Genomic DNA, 25,952 nt, shown 5'->3' on the forward strand with positions numbered 1-25,952 from the left:
GATCGGATCCGGGGCGTCAACGCGGTCAGCCCGAGAGGCCGAGCTTGGCCAGCTCGACCTCGGCCCTGAGTTCGATCTGCCCGATCAGGTCGTCGAGGCGCGGATCGCCCGACGCGCCGCCGCGCTCGGCGAGGCGCGCGGCGATCGCCTTCAGGTCCTGGGTGCTGACCCGCCCGCCGAGCAGGGCCGCCTTGAGCCGGTCGAGGGCGTCGAGCAGGTCGTGGCCGCGCCGGGCGCTGCGGCGGCGGCGCTCGCCGGGATCGTCGGGCTGGCTCTGGAGGGTGAGGATCGCGTCGAGCCCCGCCAGCGTCGCGGCGCCGCCCGCGCTGGTGGGGCCGCGCGGCGCGGCCTCGGGCGCGACCGCGAATGCCTGCGGGCCCTCAGCCGGGCGCCTGACGCCGCCGCCCGGGGCAGCGGTCACGATGCGGGGATCGACGCGCATGACGCTCCTTGGCGCTCCTCCGAAGCGCCTCCGCGAGGGCCGGGATCGACGGGGAGCCTGCGCCAGCATGGTGAACGAAACGTAAAGGCACCGGCAAAAGCTGCCGGGCCGGCCGATTCCGCCGGGCGCGCGGGGCCGGCCGGGCCGCTCGCCGGCCAGGAACATCCTTGATTCTCAGAGACTTCGCGGGACGCGGCGGCTGGCACGGTCCTGGCACCCGGATCCTCGGCCGTTCCGTCAGGATGCGTGATGCGTCTCTCCCGCCTCGTTCCGATCCTCCTCCTCTGCCTCGCCGCGCCCCTGGCGGCGGGCCCGGCCCGCGCCCTGTCGCGGGTGAAGGATCTCGCCACGATCGAGGGCGTGCGCCCCAACCAGCTCGTCGGCTACGGCATCGTCGTCGGGCTCAACGGCACCGGCGACACGCTCAACAACGTGCCCTTCACCAAGCAATCGGTGCAGGCGATGCTGGAGCGGCTCGGGGTCAATACCCGCGGCGCCACCATGCGCACGGCGAACCTCGCCGCCGTCATGGTGACGGCGAACCTGCCGCCCTTCGCCGCCCAGGGCACACGGATCGACGTCACGGTCTCCTCGCTGGGGGACGCCAAGTCCCTGCAGGGCGGCACGCTCCTGGTCACGCCGCTCCTCGGCGCGGACGGCGAGGTCTACGCCCTGGCGCAGGGGTCGCTCGCCATCGCGGGGTTCCAGGCCGAGGGCGACGCCGCCAAGGTCACCCGCGGCGTGCCGACGAACGGGCGCATCGCCAACGGCGCGATGATCGAGCGCGAGATCGAGTTCAAGCTCGGCCAGCAGCGGGCGCTGCGGCTCTCGCTGCGCAACCCGGACCTCACCACCTCGAAGCGGATCGCCGCGGCGATCAACGACTTCATGGGGGCCGATACGGCCGAGCCCACCGACCCCTCCACCGTCACCCTGCAGGTGCCGCCGCGCTACCAGGGCAACATGATCCGGCTGCTCACCGAGATTGAGCAGCTCAAGGTCGAGCCCGACCAGACCGCCCGCGTCGTCATCGACGAGCGCTCCGGCATCATCGTGATGGGCCGCGACGTGCGCGTCTCCACGGTGGCGGTGGCGCAGGGCAACCTCACCGTCACGATCACCGAGCAGCCGCAGGTCAGCCAGCCCGAACCCCTGTCCCAGGGCCAGACCGTGGTGGTGCCGCGCACCGCCATCAAGGTCGAGACCGGCGACCGCAATAAGCTCGCCCTCGTCAAGGAGGGCGTGAGCCTGCGCGAGCTCGTGGACGGCCTCAACGCGCTCGGCATCGGCCCGCGCGACCTGATCTCGATCCTGCAGGCCATCAAGGCCTCGGGCGCCCTCCAGGCCGACATCGAGGTGATGTGACGGCCTCGCCGCAAAGGAGATTCCCGCCATGCTCCCCCTCGCTCCCCTCGCCGCCACCACGGCGATCGCCGCCGGCCGGGCCCTCGCGGGCGTCGCCGGCGCCGCGCTCGGCACCGCGACCGGCGGAACCGCCAAGATCAGGAAGACCGCGCAGGACTTCGAGTCGATGTTCCTGGAGACGACCCTCGACAAGCTGAACGGGTCGACCGGGTCCGACGGCCCGCTCGGCGAGAACGGCACCGGCGGCGGCGTCTACCGCTCGATGCTGAACAAGGAATACGCGCAGAGCGTCGTGAAGAGCGGCGGCGTCGGCATCGGCGACCAGGTGATGCGCGAGATGCTGCGCATGCAGGAGGCGGGGAATGCCGCCGCGGCCTGAGCCCGTGCGGGTCGCGGATGCGGCCGCGGCCGAGCGCCTCGTCGCCGAGACGCTCGGCCGGATGAGCGCCCTCGAAGCCGCCCTGGAGGCGGAGAGCGCGCATGTGCGCGCGGGCCGCCTGCGCGAGGGATTGGCGGGCGAGGCCGCGAAGGCGGCCCTGGCCGGCGCCTACCTGACCGGGCTGGAGGAGGTGAAGGCGAATGCGGTGGCGCTGGCGCGCTTCGCCCCGGCCGGGATCGCGGCGCTGCGCGAGGCGCATCGCCGCTTCGCGGCGGTGCTGGAGCGCAACCAGGCGGTGCTCGCCACGGCCCGCAGCGTCTCCGAGGGGCTGCTGAAATCGCTCTCGGCGGATCTCGCCCGGGCGGACCAGCCGCAGGGCTACGGCCGCGCCCGGCCGATGCCCTCGCCCTATGGGCCGGCGCGGGCGACGCCGCTGGTCCTGTCGCGCAGCCTGTAGGGCCGTGACGGTCCGCGAACTCGCCGCAACCCGCGATATCGGGCGGAGCGCCCGGGCCGGACATCGCCACGTCCGCGACCGCTCAGCGCGTCAGGGACCCGGCGCGCAGGCGAATGAAGGCCCGCGCCGGGCCGACCTCCGTCTCGGTGCGGGCGTCGAGGTCGAGGCGCCCGCCCGCACCGGTGCGCGCGGCCTCGCGGGCGGCCGGACCCCGCCCGCCGGCCGTCCCCGCCTCGGCGGCGACCCGACCGCCGATCCGCAGGCAGGTCCCGCTGCCCGGCAGCGCGGCGAAGCGGGGCCCTTCGGCGAGGCAGGGCGTCGGCGTGCGGGGCAGGTCGAGGTCGAGCGCCCGGGCCGGTGCGGCGAGGAAGCAGGCCGCCGCCAGCGTCGCGATCGCACGGCTCATGTCGCTGATCCTTCCCGGCTGCCGGCTCGGACGCGAGCGCGGCGGAGAGCGGCCGCTCCCCGCCGTGCTCCCGCCTAAAGGTAGTTCGTGAGCGACAGCTTCGCCAAGGTGGCGGTGGTCTGATAGCTCGCCTGGAGCTGCGTCTGCAGGGCGAGGAGCTTGGTCGCGACCTCCTGCGTGTCGGCGTTCTCGACCCCGGCGAGGGCGTTCTGCAGGACGAGGCGGGTCTGGCCGTTCTGCGTCTTCTGGGCGGTGATCCGCCCGGAGGCCAGGGTCAGATCCGTGCTGATGTCCTTGATGGTCGGGCCGTGATCCGGGCTGAGCAGGCTCTTCAGCCGGTCCGAGAAGGCCGCGTAGCGCGCGTCGTCGCTCGATGCTTCCTGGAAGCTCAGGCTCGCCGCCACCGCGAGGCCCGCCATCGCGTCGCGGAGCGGCGCCTCGTTCGCCTGCACGCCGATCCCCACCGTCTCGTTGTCCGAGATCCGCACCTGCGCCGTCTCGCGCGGATCCGCCGAGGTGTCGTCGCCCCGGTACCAGATCACCGTCCGGCCGCTCGGATCGGCGAGGTAGCCGGCGGCGTTGCCGGCGGCGTCGAGGGCGACCCGGCGCGGCGCGAGCCCGGGCGAGGCGGACGCGGCGAAGAAGTCCGAGGAGGCCCGCACCGCCGAACTCGCGGCGAGGTCCGTGGTCGCGGCGGTGTCGAGGGCGCTCCCGAGGGCGTCCGAGAGGTTCTTCGCCGTGTCCGCCGCCGTCGCGCCGATCGCGAAACTGCCGGGCGCGGTCGCGCCCGCCGCCGCGGCCGTCAGCACGATGACCTTGCTGGTGCCGTCGCGCAGCCCCACCGTGACCCGCACCGTGTCGCCCGGGCTCGGCTGGGCGTTCACGGCGACGGAGACCGAGGCGGGGCTGCCCCCGCCGAGCGCGGCGCTCGCCCCGGGCGGGGCGGCGCTCTGCACGCCGATCACTTGCACGCCGGCCACTTGGCGGCCGGTCAGCGCCGCGGAGAGGTTCGCCGCGCTCGCCGCCGCGTCGGCGCCGATGGCGAAGCCGTCGCCGCCCGCAGGCCCGCTGCGGGCCGTGAGGTCGACGAAGCCCTGGCTGCCGTCCGGGTTCTGAACCGTGACCCGCACGATGTCGCCCTCCTTCGGCTGGCTCGCGAAGGCGAGACTCGCGCTCGCCGCGGTGCCGGCCACCGCGGTGACGGCGATCGCCGAGGGGTTGGAACTGGTGGCGCCCGCCAGGGTGAAGCCGAAATTCGCCCGCACGGACGGGTCCTGGCTCTCGGCCAGGGTCACGGCGCTCCCGCTCCGCGCGAGCGAGAGCCGGCCGGTCCGGGGCGTGCCGGTGCCGAGATCGGCGCTGCGGCGCTCGGCGATCACCGCGCCGAGCCCGTCGCGATGCGCCGCCGCATCGCCGTTCAGGATCACGTCCGCGGTCGCGACCGGGGCGGTGCCGGTGGTGCGCCCCCCGAACAGGTACTGGTTGCCGGTCTGCTGGTTGAGCGCGTCGACGAGGCCCCCCAGCCGCCCGGCCGCGATCGCCTTGAGGTTGGCGCGCGCGACGCCTCCGGTCTGGGTGCCGGGATTGGCGAATTGGCTCCAGGTGTCGGAGGCGAGCTTGCCCGCCTGCTGGACGCTGGCCCCGGCGAGGTCGAGGCGCGTCTTCGCGAGGTCGATCGCGGCGTCGGAGGCGTCGAGGGCGGAGACCTGCGCGTGCGCGGACAGGCTGGTGCTCCGCGCCGTGCCGAGCGCCCCGTAGGTCTGCGCCACCTTGCCGGTGCTGAGCTGCGTCGAGAGCCCGTCGAGCTGGCTCTTGAGGCCGATGAGCCTGCGGGCGTTGAGGTCGCCCGCGTAGGTGCCGGCCGCGTAGGGAGAGATCGTCATCGCGTCAGATCCGCATCAGCGTGTCCAGGACGTCCCGGGCCGCCGTCAGCACCCGGGCATTGGCGCTGTAGGCGGATTGGAGCTGGATCAGCCGGGAGAGCTCCTCGTCGATGGTGACGCCGGACGTCTCGCTGAAGCGGCCCTGGGCCGTCGAGAGGGCGATCTTCTGCCCCTCGTCGAGCTGGCTCGCCTGCGAGGCGGCGGCGCCCTGCGCGGCGATGACCGCCTGCGCGAAGGCCTGCACGCTGGCGCGGGTGGGCGCCTGCACGCCGCCGATGCCGCTCGCCGCCGAGAAGGTGCGGCTCTCGCGGGTGAGCGCGTCGGCGAGGAAGCTCGGGCGCGCCGCGTCCGCGTCCTGGGTCCCGTCCGCGGAGGCGACGAGGCGCGAGGTGTCGGCGGCGATCGCCCCGTTGACCGCGAGCCGCTGGGCGAGGCCGGTGAGGTGCGCGCCGCCCTCGAACGAGCCCGTGTAGACGCTGCCGCCGTGGCCCGAATCGACGAAGAGCGGGATCTGCGGCGCCCCGTTGCGCGTGTCGGTCGGGCTCGTCGGCACGGTGATCGAGGCCGAGGCGGAGGTCAGCGCGACGCCGCTCGCCAGGATGCGCACGGCGCCCGCGGCGCCGGAGGGGACGGCGCTCACCGTGAAGCCGGGGCCGAGGGCCGCCGCGATGGCGCCGGCGTAGGTCGAGGAACCGCCCGAGATGTCGAAGGGCACCACGAGGGCGGTCGGGTCGTCGGTCAGGGCCGGGTCGATCGGGCTGGGGGCGTTCCCGCCCGTCGGCACCAGGATGACGTTGCGGTTCACCCCCGCGGCGCTGCGCAGGCCGAGCGTCACCGCGTTGCCGGCCTGGAGGCCGGTGAGGTCGATGTCGAAGCCGCTGCCGGCCGCGCCCGTGGCGGGCGTGCCGGTGGCCTGCCGGTCGCTCATCGCCCGCGACAGGCCGGCCGCGAGGTCGTCGAGCTGCCGCTGCGCCTGGACCAGCGTGTCGTCGCGCAGCGACACCGCCGCGGCGATCGCGCCGGAGCGGATGCCCTGATCGGCCAGGAGGTCGATGCGGGCGCCGGAGGGCGTCACCGCCGTGATGGTGCCGACGCCCCGCGCCGTCGCGTCCGTGCCGTAGCGCGATGAGGGGCCGAGCGCGCCGCGCCCGTCGAAGCGCAGGCTGGCCGCCGCCCCGTGGTCGACGAGGGTGACGCCGGAGCCGGTCTGCACGGAGACCGTGCCGTCCGCCGCCGGACTCGTCTGCACGTCCATGTACTTGGCGAGGTCGGTGATGGCCTGGTCGCGCTGGTCGGCGAGGTCGGCCGCGCGCGAGTCCCCTGCCCCGCCGCCCGCCGCGGCGATCCGCAGGTTGAGGTCGGCGATCCGCGACAGGAGGGTGCTGGCCGAGGCCACGTCCGCGCTGAGCTGCGTCTCCAGCCCGCTGCGCAGCTGCTGCACCCCGTTCGCCGCGTCCGCGACCTTGCCGGCGAGGCGCCCGGCGGCGGTCACCGCCGCGGAGCGGTTCGCCGCCGAGGCGGGGTCGCTCGCCAGGGTCCGGAGCGAGGCCGCGAACGCGTTGGTGATGCCGTCGAGGGCGGAATCGCTGCCGGGCGGGCCGTACAGCGCGTCGATCTGCGCGTGCACCGAGGAGACGAGGTCCGTGTAGGCCGCCCCCGCCGTCTCCAGGCGGAGCTGCCGCAGGGCCGAGGCGTCGAGGGCGCGCGTCACCGTCCCGGTCGCGACGCCCGAATTCCCGGGCTGCGAGACCGGCGTGAGCGTGCGCCGGACGTAGCCGGGCGTGCCCTGGTTGGCGACGTTCTGCGAGACGATCCCGATCGCGGCCTGCGTGACCTGCAGGCCGTCCGCGGCGGTGTTGAGCGCGTTCAGGGCCATGGGCGCACCTCGGGCGGGAGCATCGCAGGGTCAGCGCGGGGCCGGTCCGGAGGGCTGCCGCGCCGGCCCCGTCACCGGATGATGTTGACGAGGTCGGACATCATCTGCTGGGCGGTCGACATCACCCGCGTGTTGGCCGAATAGGCCTGCTGCGTGATGATGAGCTTCGAGAACTCGTTGGCCGTGTCGGTGTTCGACTGCTCGACGTTGCCGCCTACGACGGTGGTGCCGGCGAGGCCCGAGACCGGGCCGCCCGATTCCACCGTCTGGGCGTAGTTGCCGAGCGACTCGGCCTTGAGCGCGTCGGGGGCGTTGAACCGGGCGATGCCGACCTGCGCGAGGGTGGCGGTGGTGCCGTTCGAGTAGGTGCCGGTGACGCGGCCGTCGCTGGTCACCGCCAAGCTCCTGAGCGTGCCGGAGGCGGAGCCGTTCTGCTGCAGGGTGTTGGTCGTCACCTGGCCGCCCGCCGCGCCGTACTGGGTGAGGCCGCCCGACGCCGTGTTCAGCGTGAGCGTGCCGAGTGGGACGCCGTCGACCGTGACGTTCGGGATCGTGGCCGAACCGCCGGCCGGCGCCGTGAGCTGGCCGCTGGCGTTGAACGTGAAGGCGGTCCCCGCATTGGTCCAGGCGGTGGCGGTCGAGTCCGTGCCGTTCTGCTTGGCGTAGAACAGGTTCCAGGTGTCGCCGGTGCCCGCGGCGCTGTCCGCGGCGGCGACCTTGGCCCAGCGCAGCTGCAGGTTCACGGGCCCGCCGGCCGCCGAATAGGCGGTGAGCGACCCGCCCGAGAGGCTGGAGGCGAGGAAGCTGCCGCTGTCGGAGGCCGCCACCGTGGCGGGGCTCGCGCTGGTGCCCGACATCACCCGCACGTCGCCCCCCGCGAGGGCGCCGAGCACGGCCGGTCCCGTGGTGCCGGGCGTGCTCGGCAGGTTGGCCGCGTAGCTGATGGTGGTGGTGGCCTGGGCCGGCAGCGCTTGGTTCCCGATCCGGATGACCCCGTTCCCGGTCGCCTGGCCGGTCCGGGGATCGAGGCTCTGGCCCACCAGGTAGGAGCCGGCCCCGTTCACGAGGTAGCCGTCCTTGTCGACGGCGAAGTCGCCGCGGCGGGTGTAGAGGTCCTGGCTCGTGAAGCTCGGCTGCCCGCCGCTCGTCGCGCTCGGGGTGCGCACCACGAAGAAGCCGCCCCCGTTGAGCGCCATGTTGGTGGTGATGCCGGTCGAGGCGATGTTGCCCTGCAGCGTGTTGGTGAACTGGGACGAGGCCGCCACCGAGCCGCTGGTCTGCCGGTCGTTCGGCTGCTCCGCCAGCAGGTCGGCGAAGGTCGTGTCGATGCGGCGATAGCCCGTGGTCTGGGCATTCGCGATGTTGCCCGAGATGTTGTTGAGCGAGAAGGCCTGGGCCTGGAGGCCCGAGACCGCGGTCTGCATCGCGCTGAAAACGTCCATCACCGCACTTCCTGGCCGCGTCGGTGCGGGGATTGCCGCAAGCCCGGTGCCAAAGCCAAGTCATTGATATTGCTAGGGCTCGACCGCCCGCAGGGCGGCAGATCCTGCCCAGCCGGGCCGGATGGCGGGCACATTTTGCCGGGACTTTTCCGCAACGGCACAATGCAGGAGGGCGTCTTTACCCGCCGTTGAGCGCGGGCCGGCTATGCAGGGGGGCAACCCCGGCGGGCTCGACGCATGCGCAGCAAGCGGAACAACCTCATCCACCTGATCTACTTCTCGCGCGCGCTGCTCTCCGCCGAGCCGGGGACGCGCGCGCGGGAACTCGGCGAGATCGCCCGCCACGCGCAGAAGCGCAACGAGTTCTCGGTCATCACGAGCTTCCTGCTCCTGGAGCAGGGCTACTTCATCCAGGTGCTGGAGGGCGAGCGCCAATCCGTGCAGGACACCTTCGCGCGCATCGCCAACGACCGGCGCCACCGCGACGTCCAGATCATCGAGTGGCGCGAGATCGTCAAGCGCGAGTTCTTCACCTCGTTCAACATCGTCCAGCGCAACGCGGCGAATGATGCCCTGTTTCAGAAGGCCAACATCCTGCCGATGCTCCAGCGCGGAACGCCGAAGGCGGGAATCGTCCACAATCTCGCGCGGGCGTTGCAGGCCGACTCGATGGCCAAGCAGGGCATCGATCACCTCTTCGTCTGAGGCTCGACGGGGAGAGGTGACGGATCGGCGTAGCGCTTCCTCAATCATTTTGCGGTGGTGTTCGCCCATCGCACGCGCCGCCCTCGGCCGGCGCGTCACCGCAAACAGGTCTGGTTGGTCCGCATGAGCGACGCTCCTCCGATCCTCATCGTCGACGATCAGGTGAAGCTCCTTCGCCTCGTCACCGAACTGATGAACCGGCTCGGCTTTCCGGAGGTCGACGGGGCGACGGACGGGCCTCAGGCGCTCGAGATGCTCCGCGCGCGCAAGTACGGCCTCGTGATCTCGGACCTCGACATGGAGCCGATGGACGGGATCCAGCTCCTGCGCGAGATCCGCGCCGACGACACCCTGGTGAACACGCCCTTCATCCTCACCGAGACGGCCTTCGGGTTCGAGGACATCAACGTGGCGCACCTCGCGGGGGCCGACGCCTTCATCCTCAAGCCCTTCGACCTCGCCCTGCTGAAGGCGAAGCTCAAGCAGGTGCTGAACCGCCGCCCGCGCAAGCGCGAGCGCGTTCCGCCGTCGGATTCGCCGCTCACGAGCGAGTTCCCGATGCTCGGCAAGGTCTGAGCCGCGCGGGCGCCGCCGGCGCCGAACGCGGCGCCCCGGCCGGTCAGGCCGCGGCGCGCTTCTGGTAATCCTTCACGTCGGAGAAGCGGATCTCGGTCCAGCGCTCCTGCTCGTAGCGCAGCGAGAAGGCGGTGGTCGCCATGAAGACGGGGGCTCCGTCGAGGTCGGCGGCCATGGAGGAGCCGTGCGCGCCCACGAACTTGTCGAGCTCGGCGGGGTTCGCGGCCTCGATCCAGCGGCAGATGGTGAAGCGCGTCGCCTCGTAGTCGATGGGCAGCCCGTACTCGGCCTGGAGCCGCTCCTTCAGCACGTCGAGCTGCAGCGCGCCGACCACGCCCACGATGGCGGCCGAGCCGTCATGGGGCAGGAAGAGCTGCACCACCCCCTCCTCGCCCATCTGCTGCAGGGCCTCGCGCAGCTTCTTGGCCTTCATGGCGTCGGTGAGCTTGATGCGCCGCAGGATCTCGGGCGCGAAGCTCGGCACGCCGCGGAAGACGAGGTCCTCGCCCTCGGTGAGGGTGTCGCCGATGCGCAGGGTGCCGTGGTTGGGGATGCCGACCACGTCGCCCGCATAGGCCTCGTCCGCGATGGCGCGGTCCTGGGCGAAGAAGAATTGCGGGGCGGAGAGCGAGATCGGCTTGCCGGTGCGCACCAGCCGCGCCTTCATGCCCCGCGACAGCCGGCCCGAGCAGACCCGCAGGAAGGCGATCCGGTCCCGGTGGTTGGGGTCCATGTTCGCCTGGATCTTGAAGACGAAGCCGGTCATCTTGGGCTCGCCGGGCTCGACCTCGCGCCGGTCGGCCGATTGGCCGCGCGGCGGGGGCGCGACGCTGGCGAGCCCGTCGATCAGGTCGCGCACCCCGAAATTGCGCAGGGCCGAGCCGAAGAAGACCGGGGTGAGGTGCCCCTCCCGGAAGGCCGCGAGGTCGAAGGGCTTGCAGCCGGCCGCGGCGAGTTCGGCCTCCTCGCGCCAGGCCTGCGCGGCGCCGGGCTCGGGGAGGAGCGCGTCGAAGAGCGGGTCGTCGAAGCCGGAGACCGGCACGGTCCCGGCCTCGTCGGCCGCGTCGAGGCGGCGCACGCGGCGGGCGGCGAGGTCGTAGGTGCCCGCGAAGCTGCGCCCGCGCCCGATCGGCCAGGTCACCGGGGCGACGTCGAGGGCGAGCGTCTTCTCGATCTCGTCGAGGAGGTCGAACGGGTCGCGGGCCTCCCGGTCGAGCTTGTTGACGAAGGTGACGATCGGGATGTCGCGCAGGCGGCAGACCTCGAACAGCTTGCGGGTGCGCGCCTCGATGCCCTTGGCGGCGTCGATCACCATCACGGCGGAATCGACCGCCGTGAGGGTGCGGTACGTGTCCTCCGAGAAGTCCTCGTGGCCGGGAGTGTCGAGCAGGTTGAAGACGCAATCGCCGTACTCGAAGGTCATGACCGAGGTCACGACCGAGATGCCGCGCTCCTTCTCGATGCCCATCCAGTCGGAGCGCGTGGCGATGCGGTTGCGCTTGGCCTTGACCTCGCCGGCGAGCTGGATCGCGCCGCCGAAGAGCAGCAGCTTCTCGGTGAGCGTGGTCTTGCCGGCATCCGGGTGGGAGATGATCGCGAAGGTGCGGCGGCGCGCGACCGGGTCGGCGGGCCGCGTCGGCGCGGTCGTGGGATTGGTCTGCATCAACATCGGAACGGGACAGGCTGGGGCTGCGGGCGGCGGGGTGGTGAGCGGGAGATGGGGTGCCGCGGGCGCCGCGTCAGCGCCCCCGCTCCCCCTCCCCATAGCGCATGGGCGGCGCCCGTTCCATGGCGGGTGCCGCCTCAGCCGCGGCCGATATAGGGCATCTTCGTCGCCATGACGGTCATGAACTGCACGTTGGCGTCGAGGGGCAGGCCCGCCATGTAGACGACGGCATCGGCGACGTGGCGCACGTCCATCACGGGCTCGCTCCGGGTCGAGCCGTCCGCCTGCAGCACGCCGCTCTGCATCCGGGCGGTCATCTCGGTCCCGGCATTGCCGATGTCGATCTGCCCGCAGGCGATGTCGAAGGCGCGGCCGTCGAGGGAGCTGGAGCGGGTGAGCCCGCTGATCGCGTGCTTGGTCGCGGTGTAGGGCGCCGAGTTCGGGCGCGGCGCGTAGGCGGAGATCGAGCCGTTGTTGACGATGCGCCCGCCGCGGGGCGACTGCGCCTTCATCAGCCGGAAGGCCTCGCGCGTGCACAGGAAGGCGCCGGTGAGGTTGGTATCGACCACCGCGCGCCACGTGGCGACGGGCAATTCGTCGATGGGCACGGGCGGCGCGCCGATCCCGGCATTGTTGAACAGGAGGTCGAGCCGGCCGAAGGTCTCGACGAGGGCGGAGAACAGGCCGGCGACCGAGGCCTCGTCCCCGACATCGGTCGGATGGGCGAGGGCGCGGCGGCCCTTCGCCTCGATCTCGGCCTGGACGGCCGCGAGGGGTTCGGGCCGGCGCCCGGAGAGCACGACGTCGTAGCCGGCCCCGGCGAGGCCGAGGGCCACCGCCCGCCCGACGCCCGACCCGGCCCCCGTCACCAGCGCGATCTTCTGCGGCCCGTTGCTCATCGGCGTCCTCCCTGGGCTTCGCGGCCCTCTCCCGGGGCTTAGCACCGGGCGCGGCGCGGCTCCACCGGGTGGTTGCCACGCCCCGCGCGCGCCGCTATGGAAGCCGCATCCCCGCGGTGGGGCGTCGCCAAGCGGTAAGGCAGCGGTTTTTGGTACCGCCATTCCCAGGTTCGAATCCTGGCGCCCCAGCCAAATTTTCCTTTGTTTTCCTGTGCTTGCGCGCGCGGACATCGCGGACAAGACGGAACAAAGGGTGTTTTCGGACGCACAGAAGCCGGCACAGGTCGGCACAGGCTTCGCTCTGCCGACTGCCGGGTAACGCCGGCTGCACCTGGACGAGGCCGGCACAATTGTCGGCACAGCCTCAGTGCACCAGTTCTGGCCCTTGCGGGTACCTCCGGCAGGGCCTTACCCGGGAGCATGAGCCCCGCTGATTCGTCCTCCCCCCACCGTCCTCGAATGGTCCCGCGGCCTCGCCAGCCTCTCGCCCGGCCAGGCGCCCTGCCCCGGATTCCTCCCGGAGGATTGGGCGACCACCCTGGAGAACTGCCGCCGCTTCGTGGACGAGTTCGGGCCCGAGGCCGATCGGCTCGGCTGGGACACCAGCACCCTGTTCGGGGTCTATGTTCAGCAACCAATTCGGACTGCAGTGGCCCCACGGGTTGAGGTGGAAGTCCGGCCCGCAGGCCCAATCCACCTTCTGGACGGTGTCGCTCTCCACAGCCGCGCTCAGCAGGGGTGAGACCGGCGCGGCCTGTGCAGCACCCGCAAAGTGGGGCCGCCGAGCATCGCGGCAGCCATTGCAAGTACGCTCAAGCTCCTCACGACCTCCATCAACGTTCGTTGATGGCCCTGCCGGCCGACCCTGCCGCGAGCGTGCGCCCGCGCGCCTGAAGCGTTGCTGATCCCAAGCGCCAGCGCACTCACCGTCCAGCCCTGCGCCAGCCGCGGTACGATGAGCTATCGACTACGGAGGGGGCACTCTGGTGGGCGTCCATCCGAGGCTCCGCGAGCCAGGCTGCAGGTGTCGCAACCACAGCCTCGCTCCCAACCCTCGGACGGACAACCTCCATGGCAACAACAGCTAGATCTCGGTCGGGCGCCCCGCGGCCACCACCAGAAGGCGGCCGTCGCCGAGGGTGCGGGCGGTGGCGCGGCGGATGTCGTCCTGGGTCACTGCGGCGATCAGGCCGTTGCGGCGGCTGATATAGTCGATGCCGAGCCCCTCGAAGGCTACCTGGACGAGCCGGCCGGCGATCTCCGTCGAGGTGCCGAAGCCGAGCGCGTAGGAGCCGGTGAGGTAGTCCTTGGCCTTCTGCAGCTCCTCGTCGGAGGGCCCGTCACGGGTGAGCCGCGCGATCTCCTCGCCGATCACCGACAGAGCCTCGCCCACGCGCTCGTTCTTGGTGGCAGTGTAGCCCCAGGTCATCGAGGCGGCCCGGTGGCTCACCAGCGCGGTGTCCACCGAATAGGCGAGGCCGCGCTTCTCGCGCACCGCCTGGTACAGCCGCGACGTGAAGGCGCCGCCCCCCAGGATGTGGTTGAGCACGCAGGCCGGGAAGTAGTCCGGGTCGCGCCACGGCACGCCGTGCGTGCCGAAGCGGATCACCGATTGCGGCACGTCGAGATCCACCACGACCCGGCGGCCGAGGCCGGCGATCCGCGTCGGCGGCACCTCGGCGAGCGGTCCGCCCTCGGAGAGGCGGCCGAAGGCCGCGTCGAGGGCCCGCTGCAGCGCCGCCTCGCCGATCGCGCCCACTGCCGCGACCTTGACCCGCGCGCGGCTGATCAGCCGGCGGTGCAGCGCCACGAGGTCGCCGCGGGTGATGCTCGCCACGCTCTCGAGCGTGCCCCCGGAGGGGCGGCCATAGGGATGGCCCGGATAGGCCTCGGAGAAGAAGCGGCGCGAGGCCATCACGCCCGGGTCGTTCTGCTGGCGGCGGATCCTCATCAGCATCTGCGCGCGCGCGCGCTCGACCGCCGCCTCGTCGAAGCGGGGCTCGGCGAGGGCGAGTGCCAGAAGCTCGATCGCCTCGTCCGCGTGCTTGACCAGCATCATGAACGAGCCGCCGATGGCGTCCGGCCTGGCGTGGAAGTTCAGTTCGATCGCCCGGGCGGCGAGCCGCTCCTGGAAGGCGTCCGAGCCGTAGGGGCCGGCGCCCTCGTCGAGAAGCCACGACAGCATCTGCACCGCGCCGGACTTGCCCTCCGGGTCCTGGGCGGCGCCGCCCTCGAAGGTGAAGGCGAGCGCGACCAGCGGGACGACGGGGGACTCGACGTGCCACGCCTCGACACCGCTTGCGGCGATCACGGACCTGGCCTTGACCGGGGAAGAGGGGGTGGCGAGGGCGGCAGTCTGGATGCTGGGGTCGGCCATGGGGACCTCTTGTCTTGGTTCAGGTCGGGGGCGGGCGGCAGCCGTCAGGCGACGGCCGCATCGGCCTCGTGGGCCTTGATCAGGTAGCCGGTCACGGAGCGAGCCGGGGTGAGGTAGCGCTCGGCCGCAGTCGCGAGCCGGTCCGCCTCCACGGCCTCGATGTCGGCGGGCCAGCGGCGCACCTCCTCGATGCTCTTGCCGATGGCGAGCACCGTGCCGTAGATCCTGGCGAGGTCGGACTGGTTGTCCGAGGAATAGACCATCGAGGCGACGAGCCGGGTCTTGGCCCGCTCCACCGCCTCGGGGGCGAGAGCCTGAGAGGGCAGGCGCCGGAGGGCCGTGTCGACCGCCTCCTCCAGCTTCTCCAGGGAGACGCCCTCGGCCGGCACCGCGTAGACCGAGAAGCGGGTGTCGTCCTTGGCCGCGCCCACGTACCAGGCGTGGGCACTCACGGCGACGCCCTGCTCCATCACCAGCGAGCGGTAGAGATAGGAGGTCCGCCCGCCGCCCATCACCTCGGCGAGGAGTTCGAGGGCGTGCTCCTCTCCCTCCCGGGCCGTGTTGTAGGAGGGCGCGAGGTAGTAGCGCTGGAGCTTCGGCTGCTCGACCTTCGGATCCGCGACGCTGAGGCGTCGGGCCGCGCGGGGCTCGGGCTCGCGCGGGCGCAGGCGCACCGGGCGCTCGCCGCGGGGCGCCACCTGCCCGTAGGTGGCCTCGGCGAGGCGGCGCACCTCGTCGGCGGTCACGTCGCCTGCCACGACCAGGATCGCGTTCTCGGGCGTGTAGAATCGCCGGTAATAGGCGAGCGCGTGGGCGCGGTTGAGCTCCTCGATCTCATGCATCCAGCCGATGATCGGGATGCCGTAGGGGTGGTGGACGAAGAGCGAGGCCGCCATCGCCTCGGAGAGCTGCGCGCTCGGGTCGTTCTCGACCTCCATGCGGCGCTCCTCCAGCACCACGTCCCGCTCGGGCGCCACCACCGAATCGTCGAGGACGAGGCCGGTCATCCGGTCGGCCTCGAACTCCATCATGGACTTCAGGTTGTCGCGGGCGACGCGCTGGAAGTAGGACGTGTAGTCGAAGGACGTGAAGGCGTTCTCCTGCCCGCCCAGGCTCGACACCGCCTTGGAGAAGGCCCCGACCGGGTTCTTCTCGGTGCCCTTGAACATCAGGTGCTCGAGGAAGTGAGCGATGCCCGACTGGCCGAGCGGATCGTCCGCCGAACCGTTGCGGTACCAGATCATGTGGGTCGCGACCGGTGCCCGGTGGTCGGGGATGACGACCACGTCGAGGCCGTTGTCGAGGGTGAAGGACGCGACATCGGGCCCGCCCGCCTCGGCCCGCCCGTGCGGCGCCGCATCGAGGCGCAGGGCGGGGCCGGGTCTGCCGGTCGGGTGGGGGAGAGAGTGCTTCCGCGGTTTCATGCTGATTTCCTTGAAGAGGGGCCTTCGCAACGGCCCGTAATGAGCGAGGAGCGTCCGTGTGAACGGAAGCCTCTCGGATCGATGTGCTCCGCCGGGCACGATCCGGATGAAAGGCGGTCCATCACGTCTTGGTTGTCGTACTGACCTCGGGGCCTGGCTGATCCGCCGCATCCCCGGGAGCGCTCCGGGCCGGGGCGGCCTGCATGCGCCCAGAGCCTCGCCCGAGGATCATGCCGGACCTGCACCGTTCCTGATCGCGGCGCGCCGGCCGCGGCCCGGCCGGAGCGCCTCGTCTGCCTTGTCGAACGAGACCGGGAGGCTCCCACGGTCGAACCGGCGCGGATGTCGCGCGTCGGCTTCCCGCCCGCGGGTCACGCCTCGTCGAGCCGGCAGGTCGCTCCATCGCGGCGCCCGGCGGCCGCATCGCAGTGCGCGACGAGCTGGTCGAGTTGGGAGATGGTCGCCGCCAGGTCTATGTCGGGCTCGAGGGCGAAGGCGGCGGGCGCGAGGGCACGGGCCGCCCGGGCGCGGTCGGCGGCCTCGGCGGTCCGGCCGACGACGAGCAGGGCCCGGGCGGCGGTGTCCGCGAGAATCACCCGCGTGATGGTGTCGGTCCCTTCGCCGAACAAGGCCTCCGCCCGGGTGAACGCCGACAGCGCCAGGTTCGCGGCGGCCGGAGGCCTGTCCGGCGCCGGCGTGCCCTGCTCGGCCGCCTTGGCCAGCATGGTGCCGAGGCGGATGAGCGGTCCGATCTGGTCCGCGACGACCACCCCGATCAGGTGCCGCGCGTAATCCAGGGCCGCCGCATGGCGGGTGGCCAGCAGCAGCGCGAACTTGTCCAGACCTCGGAGTGGCTCGAGGCCGGGATCGGCCGCGAACGCCACGTCGTAGGCCTGCAGGAGGCCGGTGCGGTCTCCCGCGGCGAGATGGCGCTCGATTGTCTCCTCCAGTCTCCGGAGCTCCCGCACCTTGTCGCGCTGCAGGACCGCCTCCTGTTTCTCTCGGGCCGCCGCGAGGTCCCAGCGCCCCTCGACCACCGCGGCGAGCGGGTCGTCGCTCTCCAGGGGATCGCCGATCCAGGCGATCCGGCCGTCGCGATCGATGATGAAGGCGGTTGGGACGGCGGTATTATAGGCCGCCTGGCACCAGGTCCGGCCCATCGTGCCCTGACGCTCGCCGGGCGAGAGCGGCAGATCGGCCGCGATCCGGTAGCCGATCGCGTCGCCCTGATCGCGCACGAAGGCCGCGATCTCGCCGAGATCCGTCCAGTCGACGGCGACGCCGATGACCGGAACCTGCGGATGCCGGAGCTGCAGGGCGGTGAGATGCGGGATGGCCGCCTTGCATGGGGCGCACCAGATCGCCCAGAACACGACCACATAGACGCGGCCTTTCGCGAGGGTCGTGATCGGCTCGCCTTTCAGGAAGGTCTGGACGCGGATCTCTGCGGCGGGGTCGCCGATCAGTCGTTCCTTCAGGGGCATGGCGGTCGCTCCAAGTGAAGCACTCACGGTGCTCGACCCGTATGCGCTTGTTCGTGAAGCTTGCAAAGATACAATGAGCATGTAATTTCCTTTATATTGTATATTCAGTCCTACATTATAGCTTGCACGGCCGTGAATCAGATGTATATCTCACATCACCGAGAATATAGACGATCATATATCCCAAACTATGCTTCATGCATGGCCTTGAATTGGGTATTGCCCATGGGACCACAAGGAGCCATAGCTCGCCGCCGCTGCGAGCTGCGAGGTATTGTGCTCAAGCTTCATTCTCAAATGGGCTCTCAAACGGGAAACTTCACACCCGGATCGGGGCCTCCTTGGCTGTGCCTTTGAGCGATAAGTGATGGTATTTTCTCAGCGCTATGTGGCGCCGATGCCGCGGGTGCTTTGGGCTGCCTCGATCACATCATTGGCGCTGGCCTGCGGATCTTTGCTCTCCCGGATCAGCTCGAATTGCCCGAAGAGCCGGCGCCCTCGCCGTGACACATCGTCTTCGTAGAGATGCAACCGGACCCGCGCCCTTGTCGAGCCGAAGACGGCGAGAAGACTGCAGGAAGCGATCAGCAGCTTTGCGTCCATCCTCATCTGCTAGGGCAGACGAGGATGGACGCCACTGCGTTACAAATCATCGTCTCAGTCGCCGTAGGGTGGCCGCCTTCCTACCCTCCCGACGCCGTGTCGAAGAGAGCGACGATCCGGCTGCCAGGGTCAGTGGCCTCCCCGAGGACCCGGGCAACCAGTTCGCGGCTGATCCGCGTGCCGTTGCCGCTCGCGAGAGCGGCCTGGGCGAGGCGGCGAACCGTCACCCTGACGGAGGACGCGCTCTCGCCTTCCGATCGCTGCACGAACTCGTCCACGGCCCCGTCTTCAAAGACAAGGCCGTCTCCGTAGAGCGCGATCAGTCGGGCCCGGCACGCAGAGTCCGGGTTAGCGATCTCGATCGCCTCGTCCACACGCCCTGGTCGGCAGGCCAGAGCCTTCTCGATGTCCTCCACCCGGTTTGTCGTGAGGATGAACAGCAAGTCGGCGTCGTCGCGCTGACCGTCCACCTCATTGAGCAGTGTGTTGAGCAGCACCTCGGTCTTCGGGCTGTTCATGTCTTCGCGAGTGCGGCCGATGAGGTCCATGTCCTCCAGCACAACGATGCTCGGCTGAAGGGTGCGGGCGATCCGCATATAACTCAGGAGGTCTCCCACTTGGTCTCCCGTGATCAACAGCGTGGTGTGTTCGGGCAGATTGGAGGCGATGTAGCGGATGATGAGACTCTTGCCGTTTCCGGTCGGCCCATAGAGCAGCAGGCCCTTGCGGGTGGACTGGCCGAGCTGCTTCAGCGCCTCCCGATGACGGACGAACTTGAAGATTCCGCGGTCGAGCCGAGCCATCGTCGCCTCGTCCAAGATGACAGCCTCGCGGGGGACGGCCGGCAGCTTGTGGACCCGCATGGTGGCGGCGCGCACGCCTGAATAGTCGGTTTCCTCCTCGAAGGAGAGCATTTTGCCGCGATAGAGGGCCGAAGTCGCGCCGGCCGCCTGCACCGCGGCCAGGAAGTTACGAGCGAACTCCACCGAAGTCGGCTCGTCCAGCGTCGCGATCTCTACTTGGGTGAATTTTCCCATGAGAGGCACGGTGTACTGCGATACCAAGACGGCGACGGGGCGATTCTCCACCCGAAACAGCCACAGTCCGTTGTTCAGCACGGCGAAGGGTTTTGCCTCGCCGACATCCACGTCCTGGTACTGAAGTGCCGTGACGGGAATCTGGTGCCGCTCACCGCGGACCAAGAGCCTGGAGAACGTGAGCGGATCCCAGGCCTCGTATTGGTGCAAGCCCAGCAGGGTGGTCTCGAACGGGGCGAGTTGCTCGTTAATTGCGGATTGGACGTCAGGACGCAGGTGCGCACCGAACTCGCGCCGCGAGCTCACGATCCTGTTGATCTGCTCGGGGCCGAAATGGGCAGCCAGCGCCCTCCAGGCGAATGCGAACTGCGTGGACATCGATGCTACCTCCGGGCGGTTTTCTGCGGACGGTACCTGGCGCAGATCAGCTATGGCCGAACCGCGCTTGGTTGGCGGCGACATCGCTCCCGATGTCACGGCCGGCAGCGACTTCCGCCGCCGTCGCACCCTCGTTGCGCAAGCGATGCGCCAATTCCTTCCGAGTACATTTTTATATTGGTACCAGTGAGTTAATGGCTGCGAGAGCGATTGGTGGAGACCTCACCGGGCTGTCGGGGATCTGACAATGTCCGACAGCCCCGGGGTTGGGGAAGGCGCGTCGGCTTCCCGCCCGCGGGTCACGCCTCGTCGAGCCGGCAAGTCGCTCCATCGCGGCGCCCGGCGGCCGCGTCGCAGCGCGCGACGAGCTGGTCGAGTTGGAAGATGATCACCGCCCGGACTATGTCGGGCGCGGGCGCGAGGGCCCGGGCCGCCCGGGCGCGGGCGGCGGCCTCGCCGGTCCGGCCGACGACGAGCAGGGCCCGGGCGGCGGTGTCCGCGAGCTGCATCCGCTGGTCGGTGCGAGTCCCTTCGCCGGAGGCCTCCGCCCGAGTGAACGCCGACAGCGCCAGGTTCGCGGCGGCCGGAGGCCAGTCCGGCGGCGCCGTGCCCTGCTCGGCCGCCTCGGCCAGCATAGTGCCGAGGTGGATGAGCGGTTCGATCTGGTCCGCGACGACCGCCCCGATCAGGTGCCGCGCGTAATCCAGGGCCGCCGCATCGCGGGCGGGCAGCAGCGCGAACTTGTGCAGACCTTGGAGCGACTCGAGGCCGGGATCAGCCGCGAACGCCGCATCGTAAGCCTGCAGGAGGCCGGTGCGGTCTCCCGCGGCGAGGTGGTGCTCGACGGCCTCCTCCAGTCTTCACAGCTCCCGCACCTTGTCGCGCTGCAGGACCGCCTCCTGCTTCTCTCGGGCCGCCGCGAGGTCCCAGCGCCCCTCGACCACCGCGGCGAGCGGGCCGTCGCACTTCCAGGGATGCCCGACCCAGGCGGTCCGGCCCTCGCGGTCGAAGATGAAGGCGGTTGGGATGGCGATATTATAGGCCGCCTGGCACCAGGTCCGGTTCATCGCGCCCAGACGCTCGTCGGGCGAGGACGGCAGATCGGCCGCGTTCCGGTAGCCGATCGCGTCGCCGTGATCGCGCACGAAGGCCACGATCTTGCCGAGATCCGTCCAGTCGACGGCGACGCCAATGATCGAAACCTCCGGATACCGATCCTGCAGGGCGGTGAAATGCGGGATGGCCGCCTTGCATGGGTCGCACCAGATCGGCCAGAACACGACCACATAGACGCGGCCTTTCGCGAGGGTCGTGATCGGCTCGCCTTTCAGGAAGGTCTGGACGCGGATCTCTGCGGCGGGGTCGCCGATCAGTCGTTCCTTCAGGGGCATGGCGGTCGCTCCAAGTGAAGCACTCACGGTGCTCGATCCGTATGCGCTTGTTCGTGAAGCTTGCAAAGATGTCATAGAATTATATTTAGCTCCATATTGCAGATCATATACCAAAATATAGATTATAATGTCGCCAATCGGACAGATTGTTTTATCGCCGGGAATATACACGATCATATATCCCAAAGTATATTTCATGCATGGCCTTGAATTCGGTATTGCCCACGCCCCTCGCGCGGCGTGGATTTCGCTGATTCCCTCGTGGGATGAGCCGCAGCGAGCTGGAGCGCCTGAGCAAGTAGGAGCTGATCGAGCCGGTGCTGCGGCTGCAGCGGCCGGAGAAGACCTCGCGCACCTACTCCAAGCCGCCCTCCACTGATCGCAAGGAGCGGCGCGAGGGGTCTTCCGCTCGGACGAGGCGGTGCTGCATCACGCTGCCCCGACCCGAGCCGCCGCGGTGGTGCACGCGATGATGGACGGGCACCGGCCCGCGGTGCGGCTGTCGGACCGCTCCACCGCCCAGCAGGGCCACGGCGAGCGTCACCAGACCTGCCTGGCGCATCTGGCGCGCGAGGTCGCTTATACGGTCGAGGTGAGCGAGGATCAGGTGCCGCTGCGCCTGCAGCTCTGGCTGGGATCCGTGTTCAGCCTGGCCGAGCGCGTCACCGGCCTGGCGGCCTCGACGCTCGCGGCCAAGCGCCGGGCGCTGGAGCGGCGTCTGTCCGCCATCCTGCACGTACCAAGCCGTTGCGATCTGGCCCGCGCTCTGCAGGCTAAAATCGGCCGGGCTCGCGATCAGCTTCTGGTCTTCCTCGGCCATCCCGACCGTGTGGCGGTCACTAACAACGGCTGCGAGCGAGCCCTGCGCCCGGCGGTGGTGCAGCGGAAGGTGACGAACGGCTGTCGGGCCATGTGGGCGCCCGCGGGCGAGGCGGACGACCGTACGGTCGTCGACACCGCTCGCCCCTCAGGTGCCGGCACCTTCGCGAACATTCTCAAGACCATCCGCGCCTGAGCCCGCTGCCGCGGGCGTGGCTGCTTACCTGCGGCCCATCCCTCAAGGAAATCAGGGAAACCTACGTCGCGCAAGGGGCGCGGGCAATAACGAACTCAAGAACCTTCATAGAATATTTCTTGGGATATTGGAGTTCATATATTCTCAATTACATTAGTTATCCGGCTTGATCGGGCTCTCGCAGCTTGCTAGGCGGCACTCACGCCGCGGTGAAGCCGGGTCTGCGGCGTCCCGGAGAAACGAGGGTTTTGCGATGGCAACCGTGAAGGTGACCGACGCGAGCTTCAGGCAGGATGTCCTCGAGGCCTCCGAGCCCGTCGTCGTCGATTTCTGGGCCGAGTGGTGCGGTCCCTGTCAGGCGATCGGGCCGGCGCTCGAGGAGATCTCGAGCGAGATGCAGGGCCGGGTGAAGATCGCCAAGGTGAACGTGGACGAGAACCCCGGCATCGTCTCGGAATACGGCATCCGCCCGATCCCGACCCTGATGATCTTCAAGGACGGCAAGCTCGCCAGCCAGAAGGTCGGGGCGGCGCCGAAGGGCGACCTGTTGCGCTGGATCCAGTCCGCGATCGCCTGACCGTGCTGCCGTGGTGCTGCGCCAGAGCCGGGCCTTGCGGCCCGGCTCCCCTTTCCAAATACTCGAATGGTTCAAATTATTCGTAGTTCGATCAGCTTCTGTTTGCTCAGGCGCTCAAGTTCCCGTCTGATGACGGCAGCGGCGATACGCCCCTCTATGTCGGGTTCCGTGGTATGTCCCTCCGCTATGGAAGCCCGGGCTTATACGGCTTCAGCAACTCAGATTCAGGAATCCAATTTGCTTGTGTCCGTATATCGAACTGAATTCTAGGATGCACGTAGTAGGCGCCTTGGTTAATGATCGTTGATTTCGCCATCGCTTCGACCAGGGTGTCAGCTAACAATTTCTTTGGGTGCGCCAGGATCACTTTGATCTCACCGGTAAGGAGTGCTTTAGCCGCCTCTTGAGTCCCTTCCATTACAATAATCACGAGGTTTCGGGACGAGGTGCTCGGGTCCTCACGGCACGCCCGGATGACGCCGTTGATGCCGCCGCCAGCGACGTAAATTCCAACTAAATCCTGCGTCTCTCTTAATAAATTAATTGTATATTTATAAGCTATGTCGTCTTCATCGAGGGTTACCACCGACTCGAGTAACTGAAAATCTCTCGCATATTCACGGAAATACGAACGTAAACTCATTTCGCTGGCAATTTCGCTCTGGAAGCGATGATTCCCTACATAAATGGCGATCTTTCCCGGCGTCCTGCACATATTGGAGAGGAACCAGGCCGCGGTTTTGCCGACCATCCAATAGTCCAGTCCTATGTAGCCGGCACGATTCGGCGCCGTGAGCTCGGAAATTAACGCGAATACAGGCACGCCTTTCTCGTGCAAAATGTCGATGGCCTCGGTCAGCTGTGGGTGATCTGCGGCGACGACAGCCACGGCATCGCATGTCCGCCCAAGCTGGACGAGGCGTTCCACGACGACCTCCTCCTCCTGGTAGTCCCGGAACTTCAGCATCGACCGGCCTCTGATGGTCGTCGAGGCAGCCGTTGTCTCCTGCAGGAGCTTCCCCAGTGTGTCGTAAAACTCGTTTCTCCGCTGGAGAAGGAAGCCGAGGGTGCGGACAGGCCGATCCTGTTCGCCGCTGCGACGGACCGTCTGAGCGAGATGATAGCCGACGGCCTCCGCGGCACGTTGTACCAGCTCGGCGGTTTCCTCCCGCACGGGATGGCGGCGCTTCAGGACACGATCGACTGTTGATACGCTGACATTGGCAGCCTTGGCCACATCGGCAATAGTAGGGCGGCGCACTTAGCTCTCCAGTTTGATGAAATTTTTATCTAGCACCGGCGGAAAAATCGGCAACTGTACCGCAGCGTACCCTAGGGAGTCTCCGCAAGCTCATGCGAGTCAGAGCATGGTTAATGCGAAGCGTGATTATGGCGAGATAGTTGGTGATCCTCCCCAGATTTCGCGGACACAGGTGTTAGCTCGCGTTCCGCTCGGCTTGCTCGGGTGTGACGTAGCCGAGAGCCGAATGGATGCGCTGCCTGTTGTACAACTGCTCATCAGAACGCGCATCTCGCTATGTTATTGAGGCGAAGAGGGATTGTTGCGCCGGATGCGGTACCGCGGGGTGTTTGCCGCGGTTCAATGCCTCCTGCGCGAGGGCTTGGGCGACCGGGCCGTCGAGAGCGGCGCGGCTGAACACCCAGGGTCCGTCGGCGAGCGGATGCATGGCATCGATTTCGCCCCGTTCCGCCGCCAGACGAAGCGTGCGCGCGGCGACGCCGACGCGAGCGGCGGCCTGGGTCAGGTTCAGCCAGGGCTCGTCGCCCGCCGCGGCCTCGCGGAACACCGGGATGCGGTACTGCGAGCGCAACGCCGTGACGCGCTCGCGCGTGAAGCGGTTGCCGTGCCCCGTCCTGACGCCGTTGCGGTTGAGCACGCCCGCGATCACGGCGTCGCGCGCGATCAGCGCCAGCGAGCGCACGGCTTCCACCACATCGGCAGGCGTACTGGTCCGCTGGCCGCGTCGCCGACGCGGGAGGCGATGCTCCGTGTGAGCACCGCCGATCCAGTGCAGGGTGAGCACGATCTCGGCCCGCGCCTCGTCGAGGTCCGCGACCGCCTCGTGGATCAGGGTGCGCACGATCCGCTTCTTGAGCCGTGCGTCCGTCGTGGGCGACGACCAGACGCCCTGCAGGTCTGCGGCGAGCGTCTCCAGCGCGACCGGAGAAAGGGCGGGCCGGGGGGCGACCGCGTCGTGCTCAACGATGCGCGTCTCGCAGGCGCCGAACCGGGACAGAGCCCGGTTCCAGCGCGCTTCGAGTTCGCCGGCCACCAAACGGTTCTCGGGGTCGGCGGCATCGTACTGCCGGAAGGCGCGGTCGGCCGCGTAGCGGGCCGCCTCCAGGTCGCGCACCATCGCCTCGCGCGCCTCGTCGCGTCGCGTGCTCGCCTGCGCCTCGGCTGCCCGCGCCGCCTCGACCGCGCCCGGCTGCACGACCGACAGGAGCGCGGCCTCGACCACATCGTCGACGCGCAGACCGCCGAAGGCGATGCAGTTCGGCTCCCCATAGTCGATCCGCCCGCGCACGCAGGCGTAGCGCGGGATCTGTCCCTTGGCTCCGGTGTACTGCACGCTCAGCTTGCGCCCGCAGCGCCGGCACCGCAGCAGCCCCGAGAGCAGCGCCGCGCCGAGCTTGGGCGCGCCGCGGGAACTGGCCGGAACGTTCTCGCTCACCATCGTCCGGATCGCCTCCGCCCGCTCCCACTCCACGTAACCTTCATGCACGCCCGGCTTCAACGCCAGCCACTCCGAGCGTGGCGTGCGCCTTGCCCGCGCCTTGGCGCCGGCCGCGTCGTAGCTGGCCGTGACGCGGCTGCGCCCGTAGGCGTAGGCGCCGCCATAGGCCGGGTTGGCGATGAACTCGCGAAGCGTCGAGTAGCGGGGACGGCGCCAGACGACCGGGCCGGCGTTGACGCGTGTCGGCAGGTCGAGCCCGTGCTCCAGGAACCAGAGCAGGGCCTGGCGCACGCTGCCCAGCTCGGCCACCTTGTCGATGCCGAGGCGGATCGCGGCCTGCACGCGCCGGTCGGGATCCATCTCGAGCCGATCACCGACCTTGATGAAGCCCACGGGCGCAGCGACCACGAGTTCACCCCGGCGGGCCTTCTCGTAGCGCGCGGCGAGCGAGCGCTGGCGCAGGAGGTCGAGCTCGTACTCGTTGAGGCTGCCCTTGAGCCCGAGGAGCAGGCGGTCGTTGCCGAGACGCGGCGCGTAGATCGTCTCCTGGTCGACGAGCAGGGTATCGACGACGCGGCACATCTCCACGAGTTGCTGCCAGTCGCGGCTGTTGCGGGCGAAGCGGGAGACCTCCCGTGCGGCGACCGCGCCAACCTTGCCCAGGCAGACCTCGGCGACCATGCGCTCGAAGCCGGCGCGCAGCGTACCTCCGGCGGCCGAGCAGCCGAGATCCTCGTCGATCACCTCGACCTCGGTGAAACCGAGCCTGCGTATTCCGACGAAGCCGGCCGGGGGTTCCAAGTTGAAGCCGGCCGTCATTCCGAGGCGAAGCCGGCCACCGTTCCGATCTGAAGCCGACCGGCGACGGGGC

23 protein-coding genes, 1 tRNA gene and 1 pseudogene are annotated in these 25,952 nt (G+C 69.7%); 8 read left to right on the forward strand and 17 right to left on the reverse strand.

The window, feature by feature from the left end; translation table 11 throughout:
- Window positions 1–25: 25 nt before the first annotated feature.
- Window positions 26–442: a flagellar assembly protein FliX gene (locus tag MET2598_RS0115820; RefSeq protein WP_012333931.1), complete on the reverse strand. Its 417-nt coding sequence runs from the start codon at window positions 440–442 to the stop codon at window positions 26–28.
- A gap of 249 nt (window positions 443–691) precedes the next feature.
- Here MET2598_RS0115820 and MET2598_RS0115825 point away from each other — a divergent pair, with 249 nt between their 5' ends.
- The 3 genes from MET2598_RS0115825 to MET2598_RS0115835 are packed head-to-tail and all read left to right on the forward strand — an operon-like array spanning window position 692 to window position 2,643.
- Window positions 692–1,807 carry a flagellar basal body P-ring protein FlgI gene (locus MET2598_RS0115825; RefSeq protein ID WP_012333930.1) on the forward strand — a complete coding sequence of 372 codons (1,116 nt, stop codon included), beginning with the start codon at window positions 692–694 and terminating at the stop codon, window positions 1,805–1,807.
- Between the two features lie 28 nt (window positions 1,808–1,835).
- Complete coding sequence (locus tag MET2598_RS0115830; protein ID WP_018261499.1) at window positions 1,836–2,186, forward strand: rod-binding protein; 351 nt, start codon at window positions 1,836–1,838, stop codon at window positions 2,184–2,186.
- Window positions 2,170–2,643: a hypothetical protein gene (locus MET2598_RS0115835; protein WP_018261500.1), complete on the forward strand. Its 474-nt coding sequence runs from the start codon at window positions 2,170–2,172 to the stop codon at window positions 2,641–2,643. The genes MET2598_RS0115830 and MET2598_RS0115835 overlap by 17 nt, the downstream gene beginning before the upstream one ends.
- 82 nt (window positions 2,644–2,725) lie before the next feature.
- Here the strand turns inward: MET2598_RS0115835 and MET2598_RS0115840 are convergent, their stop codons facing one another.
- The 4 genes from MET2598_RS0115840 to MET2598_RS0115855 all read right to left on the reverse strand — a co-directional run bounded on the left by MET2598_RS0115840 (window position 2,726) and on the right by MET2598_RS0115855 (window position 8,250).
- The gene (locus tag MET2598_RS0115840) at window positions 2,726–3,049 is read right to left on the reverse strand and encodes a porin (protein ID WP_018261501.1); all 324 of its coding nucleotides are present in this window, start codon (window positions 3,047–3,049) and stop codon (window positions 2,726–2,728) included.
- Window positions 3,050–3,123: 74 nt separating this feature from the next.
- The gene (locus MET2598_RS0115845) at window positions 3,124–4,932 is read right to left on the reverse strand and encodes a hypothetical protein (protein ID WP_018261502.1); all 1,809 of its coding nucleotides are present in this window, start codon (window positions 4,930–4,932) and stop codon (window positions 3,124–3,126) included.
- 4 nt (window positions 4,933–4,936) lie between these two features.
- Window positions 4,937–6,808 carry a flagellar hook-associated protein FlgK gene (gene flgK, locus MET2598_RS0115850; protein ID WP_018261503.1) on the reverse strand — a complete coding sequence of 624 codons (1,872 nt, stop codon included), beginning with the start codon at window positions 6,806–6,808 and terminating at the stop codon, window positions 4,937–4,939.
- A gap of 71 nt (window positions 6,809–6,879) precedes the next feature.
- On the reverse strand, window positions 6,880–8,250 hold the full coding sequence (locus MET2598_RS0115855; RefSeq protein WP_018261504.1) for a flagellar hook protein FlgE: 1,371 nt from the start codon (window positions 8,248–8,250) through the stop codon (window positions 6,880–6,882).
- Between the two features lie 237 nt (window positions 8,251–8,487).
- On the opposite strand from MET2598_RS0115855, the gene MET2598_RS0115860 reads away from it, so the two are divergent.
- Complete coding sequence (locus MET2598_RS0115860) at window positions 8,488–8,955, forward strand: BLUF domain-containing protein (RefSeq protein ID WP_012333923.1); 468 nt, start codon at window positions 8,488–8,490, stop codon at window positions 8,953–8,955.
- Between the two features lie 123 nt (window positions 8,956–9,078).
- Window positions 9,079–9,531 (forward strand): response regulator, encoded by a 453-nt coding sequence (locus MET2598_RS0115865; RefSeq protein ID WP_012333922.1) that lies wholly within the window; start codon window positions 9,079–9,081, stop codon window positions 9,529–9,531.
- Window positions 9,532–9,574: 43 nt separating this feature from the next.
- On the opposite strand, the gene MET2598_RS0115870 is transcribed toward MET2598_RS0115865, so the two are convergent.
- Both MET2598_RS0115870 and MET2598_RS0115875 read right to left on the reverse strand, forming a co-directional pair.
- Window positions 9,575–11,200, reverse strand: a complete 1,626-nt coding sequence (locus tag MET2598_RS0115870; protein ID WP_026190756.1) for a peptide chain release factor 3 — start codon at window positions 11,198–11,200, stop codon at window positions 9,575–9,577.
- Between the two features lie 134 nt (window positions 11,201–11,334).
- Window positions 11,335–12,096, reverse strand: coding sequence for an SDR family oxidoreductase (locus tag MET2598_RS0115875; protein WP_012333920.1), 762 nt, complete (start codon window positions 12,094–12,096; stop codon window positions 11,335–11,337).
- A 117-nt stretch (window positions 12,097–12,213) separates the two neighbouring features.
- Between MET2598_RS0115875 and MET2598_RS0115880 the strand changes: the two genes are divergently transcribed.
- A tRNA-Gln gene (locus MET2598_RS0115880) sits at window positions 12,214–12,288 on the forward strand.
- 172 nt (window positions 12,289–12,460) lie between these two features.
- On the opposite strand, the gene MET2598_RS43765 is transcribed toward MET2598_RS0115880, so the two are convergent.
- From MET2598_RS43765 to MET2598_RS42820, 8 genes are all read right to left on the reverse strand, one after another.
- Window positions 12,461–12,817 (reverse strand): GCG_CRPN prefix-to-repeats domain-containing protein, encoded by a 357-nt coding sequence (locus MET2598_RS43765; RefSeq protein WP_442918995.1) that lies wholly within the window; start codon window positions 12,815–12,817, stop codon window positions 12,461–12,463.
- A gap of 363 nt (window positions 12,818–13,180) precedes the next feature.
- Window positions 13,181–14,473 carry a M16 family metallopeptidase gene (locus MET2598_RS0115885; RefSeq protein ID WP_018261505.1) on the reverse strand — a complete coding sequence of 431 codons (1,293 nt, stop codon included), beginning with the start codon at window positions 14,471–14,473 and terminating at the stop codon, window positions 13,181–13,183.
- 44 nt (window positions 14,474–14,517) lie between these two features.
- Window positions 14,518–15,897, reverse strand: coding sequence for a M16 family metallopeptidase (locus tag MET2598_RS0115890; protein WP_018261506.1), 1,380 nt, complete (start codon window positions 15,895–15,897; stop codon window positions 14,518–14,520).
- 371 nt (window positions 15,898–16,268) lie between these two features.
- Window positions 16,269–17,381 (reverse strand): TlpA disulfide reductase family protein, encoded by a 1,113-nt coding sequence (locus MET2598_RS0115895; RefSeq protein WP_018261507.1) that lies wholly within the window; start codon window positions 17,379–17,381, stop codon window positions 16,269–16,271.
- A 384-nt stretch (window positions 17,382–17,765) separates the two neighbouring features.
- Entirely contained in the window at window positions 17,766–17,984 is a 219-nt protein-coding gene (locus tag MET2598_RS0115900; protein WP_018261508.1) for a hypothetical protein, read from the reverse strand.
- Window positions 17,985–18,064: 80 nt separating this feature from the next.
- Window positions 18,065–19,399, reverse strand: coding sequence for an AAA family ATPase (locus MET2598_RS36605; protein WP_018261509.1), 1,335 nt, complete (start codon window positions 19,397–19,399; stop codon window positions 18,065–18,067).
- A 299-nt stretch (window positions 19,400–19,698) separates the two neighbouring features.
- Window positions 19,699–19,908 (reverse strand): hypothetical protein, encoded by a 210-nt coding sequence (locus MET2598_RS42815; RefSeq protein ID WP_236728727.1) that lies wholly within the window; start codon window positions 19,906–19,908, stop codon window positions 19,699–19,701.
- A 351-nt stretch (window positions 19,909–20,259) separates the two neighbouring features.
- A complete protein-coding gene (locus tag MET2598_RS42820; protein ID WP_018261511.1) occupies window positions 20,260–20,790 on the reverse strand; it encodes a TlpA family protein disulfide reductase in 531 nt (176 codons plus the stop codon).
- Window positions 20,791–21,190: 400 nt separating this feature from the next.
- On the opposite strand from MET2598_RS42820, the pseudogene MET2598_RS36615 reads away from it, so the two are divergent.
- Both MET2598_RS36615 and trxA read left to right on the forward strand, forming a co-directional pair.
- Window positions 21,191–21,805, forward strand: a pseudogene (locus MET2598_RS36615) (IS66 family transposase); the annotation flags it as partial.
- A 253-nt stretch (window positions 21,806–22,058) separates the two neighbouring features.
- A complete protein-coding gene (gene trxA, locus MET2598_RS0115920; RefSeq protein WP_018261513.1) occupies window positions 22,059–22,382 on the forward strand; it encodes a thioredoxin in 324 nt (107 codons plus the stop codon).
- Window positions 22,383–22,566: 184 nt separating this feature from the next.
- Here trxA and MET2598_RS39255 read toward each other — a convergent pair whose 3' ends face one another.
- Window positions 22,567–23,643 (reverse strand): LacI family DNA-binding transcriptional regulator, encoded by a 1,077-nt coding sequence (locus MET2598_RS39255; protein ID WP_084673851.1) that lies wholly within the window; start codon window positions 23,641–23,643, stop codon window positions 22,567–22,569.
- Between the two features lie 274 nt (window positions 23,644–23,917).
- Window positions 23,918–25,900: a recombinase family protein gene (locus MET2598_RS36620; protein ID WP_236728728.1), complete on the reverse strand. Its 1,983-nt coding sequence runs from the start codon at window positions 25,898–25,900 to the stop codon at window positions 23,918–23,920.
- Window positions 25,901–25,952: the final 52 nt, after the last annotated feature.

The sequence above is a fragment of the Methylobacterium sp. WSM2598 genome, from assembly GCF_000379105.1.
In the GTDB taxonomy this organism is placed as follows: Bacteria; Pseudomonadota; Alphaproteobacteria; order Rhizobiales; family Beijerinckiaceae; genus Methylobacterium.

What these genes read in the sequence shown, in the direction of transcription:
- MET2598_RS0115820 (WP_012333931.1), bottom strand. Translation starts at nt 442, where the DNA reads ATGCGCGTCGATCCCCGCATCGTGACCGCTGCCCCGGGCGGCGGCGTC.
- MET2598_RS0115825 (WP_012333930.1), top strand. Translation starts at nt 692, where the DNA reads ATGCGTCTCTCCCGCCTCGTTCCGATCCTCCTCCTCTGCCTCGCCGCG.
- MET2598_RS0115830 (WP_018261499.1), top strand. Translation starts at nt 1,836, where the DNA reads ATGCTCCCCCTCGCTCCCCTCGCCGCCACCACGGCGATCGCCGCCGGC.
- MET2598_RS0115835 (WP_018261500.1), top strand. Translation starts at nt 2,170, where the DNA reads ATGCCGCCGCGGCCTGAGCCCGTGCGGGTCGCGGATGCGGCCGCGGCC.
- MET2598_RS0115840 (WP_018261501.1), bottom strand. Translation starts at nt 3,049, where the DNA reads ATGAGCCGTGCGATCGCGACGCTGGCGGCGGCCTGCTTCCTCGCCGCA.
- MET2598_RS0115845 (WP_018261502.1), bottom strand. Translation starts at nt 4,932, where the DNA reads ATGACGATCTCTCCCTACGCGGCCGGCACCTACGCGGGCGACCTCAAC.
- flgK (WP_018261503.1), bottom strand. Translation starts at nt 6,808, where the DNA reads ATGGCCCTGAACGCGCTCAACACCGCCGCGGACGGCCTGCAGGTCACG.
- MET2598_RS0115855 (WP_018261504.1), bottom strand. Translation starts at nt 8,250, where the DNA reads ATGGACGTTTTCAGCGCGATGCAGACCGCGGTCTCGGGCCTCCAGGCC.
- MET2598_RS0115860 (WP_012333923.1), top strand. Translation starts at nt 8,488, where the DNA reads ATGCGCAGCAAGCGGAACAACCTCATCCACCTGATCTACTTCTCGCGC.
- MET2598_RS0115865 (WP_012333922.1), top strand. Translation starts at nt 9,079, where the DNA reads ATGAGCGACGCTCCTCCGATCCTCATCGTCGACGATCAGGTGAAGCTC.
- MET2598_RS0115870 (WP_026190756.1), bottom strand. Translation starts at nt 11,200, where the DNA reads ATGTTGATGCAGACCAATCCCACGACCGCGCCGACGCGGCCCGCCGAC.
- MET2598_RS0115875 (WP_012333920.1), bottom strand. Translation starts at nt 12,096, where the DNA reads ATGAGCAACGGGCCGCAGAAGATCGCGCTGGTGACGGGGGCCGGGTCG.
- MET2598_RS0115885 (WP_018261505.1), bottom strand. Translation starts at nt 14,473, where the DNA reads ATGGCCGACCCCAGCATCCAGACTGCCGCCCTCGCCACCCCCTCTTCC.
- MET2598_RS0115890 (WP_018261506.1), bottom strand. Translation starts at nt 15,897, where the DNA reads ATGAAACCGCGGAAGCACTCTCTCCCCCACCCGACCGGCAGACCCGGC.
- MET2598_RS0115895 (WP_018261507.1), bottom strand. Translation starts at nt 17,381, where the DNA reads ATGCCCCTGAAGGAACGACTGATCGGCGACCCCGCCGCAGAGATCCGC.
- MET2598_RS0115900 (WP_018261508.1), bottom strand. Translation starts at nt 17,984, where the DNA reads ATGGACGCAAAGCTGCTGATCGCTTCCTGCAGTCTTCTCGCCGTCTTC.
- MET2598_RS36605 (WP_018261509.1), bottom strand. Translation starts at nt 19,399, where the DNA reads ATGTCCACGCAGTTCGCATTCGCCTGGAGGGCGCTGGCTGCCCATTTC.
- MET2598_RS42815 (WP_236728727.1), bottom strand. Translation starts at nt 19,908, where the DNA reads ATGCAGCTCGCGGACACCGCCGCCCGGGCCCTGCTCGTCGTCGGCCGG.
- MET2598_RS42820 (WP_018261511.1), bottom strand. Translation starts at nt 20,790, where the DNA reads ATGCCCCTGAAGGAACGACTGATCGGCGACCCCGCCGCAGAGATCCGC.
- trxA (WP_018261513.1), top strand. Translation starts at nt 22,059, where the DNA reads ATGGCAACCGTGAAGGTGACCGACGCGAGCTTCAGGCAGGATGTCCTC.
- MET2598_RS36620 (WP_236728728.1), bottom strand. Translation starts at nt 25,900, where the DNA reads ATGACGGCCGGCTTCAACTTGGAACCCCCGGCCGGCTTCGTCGGAATA.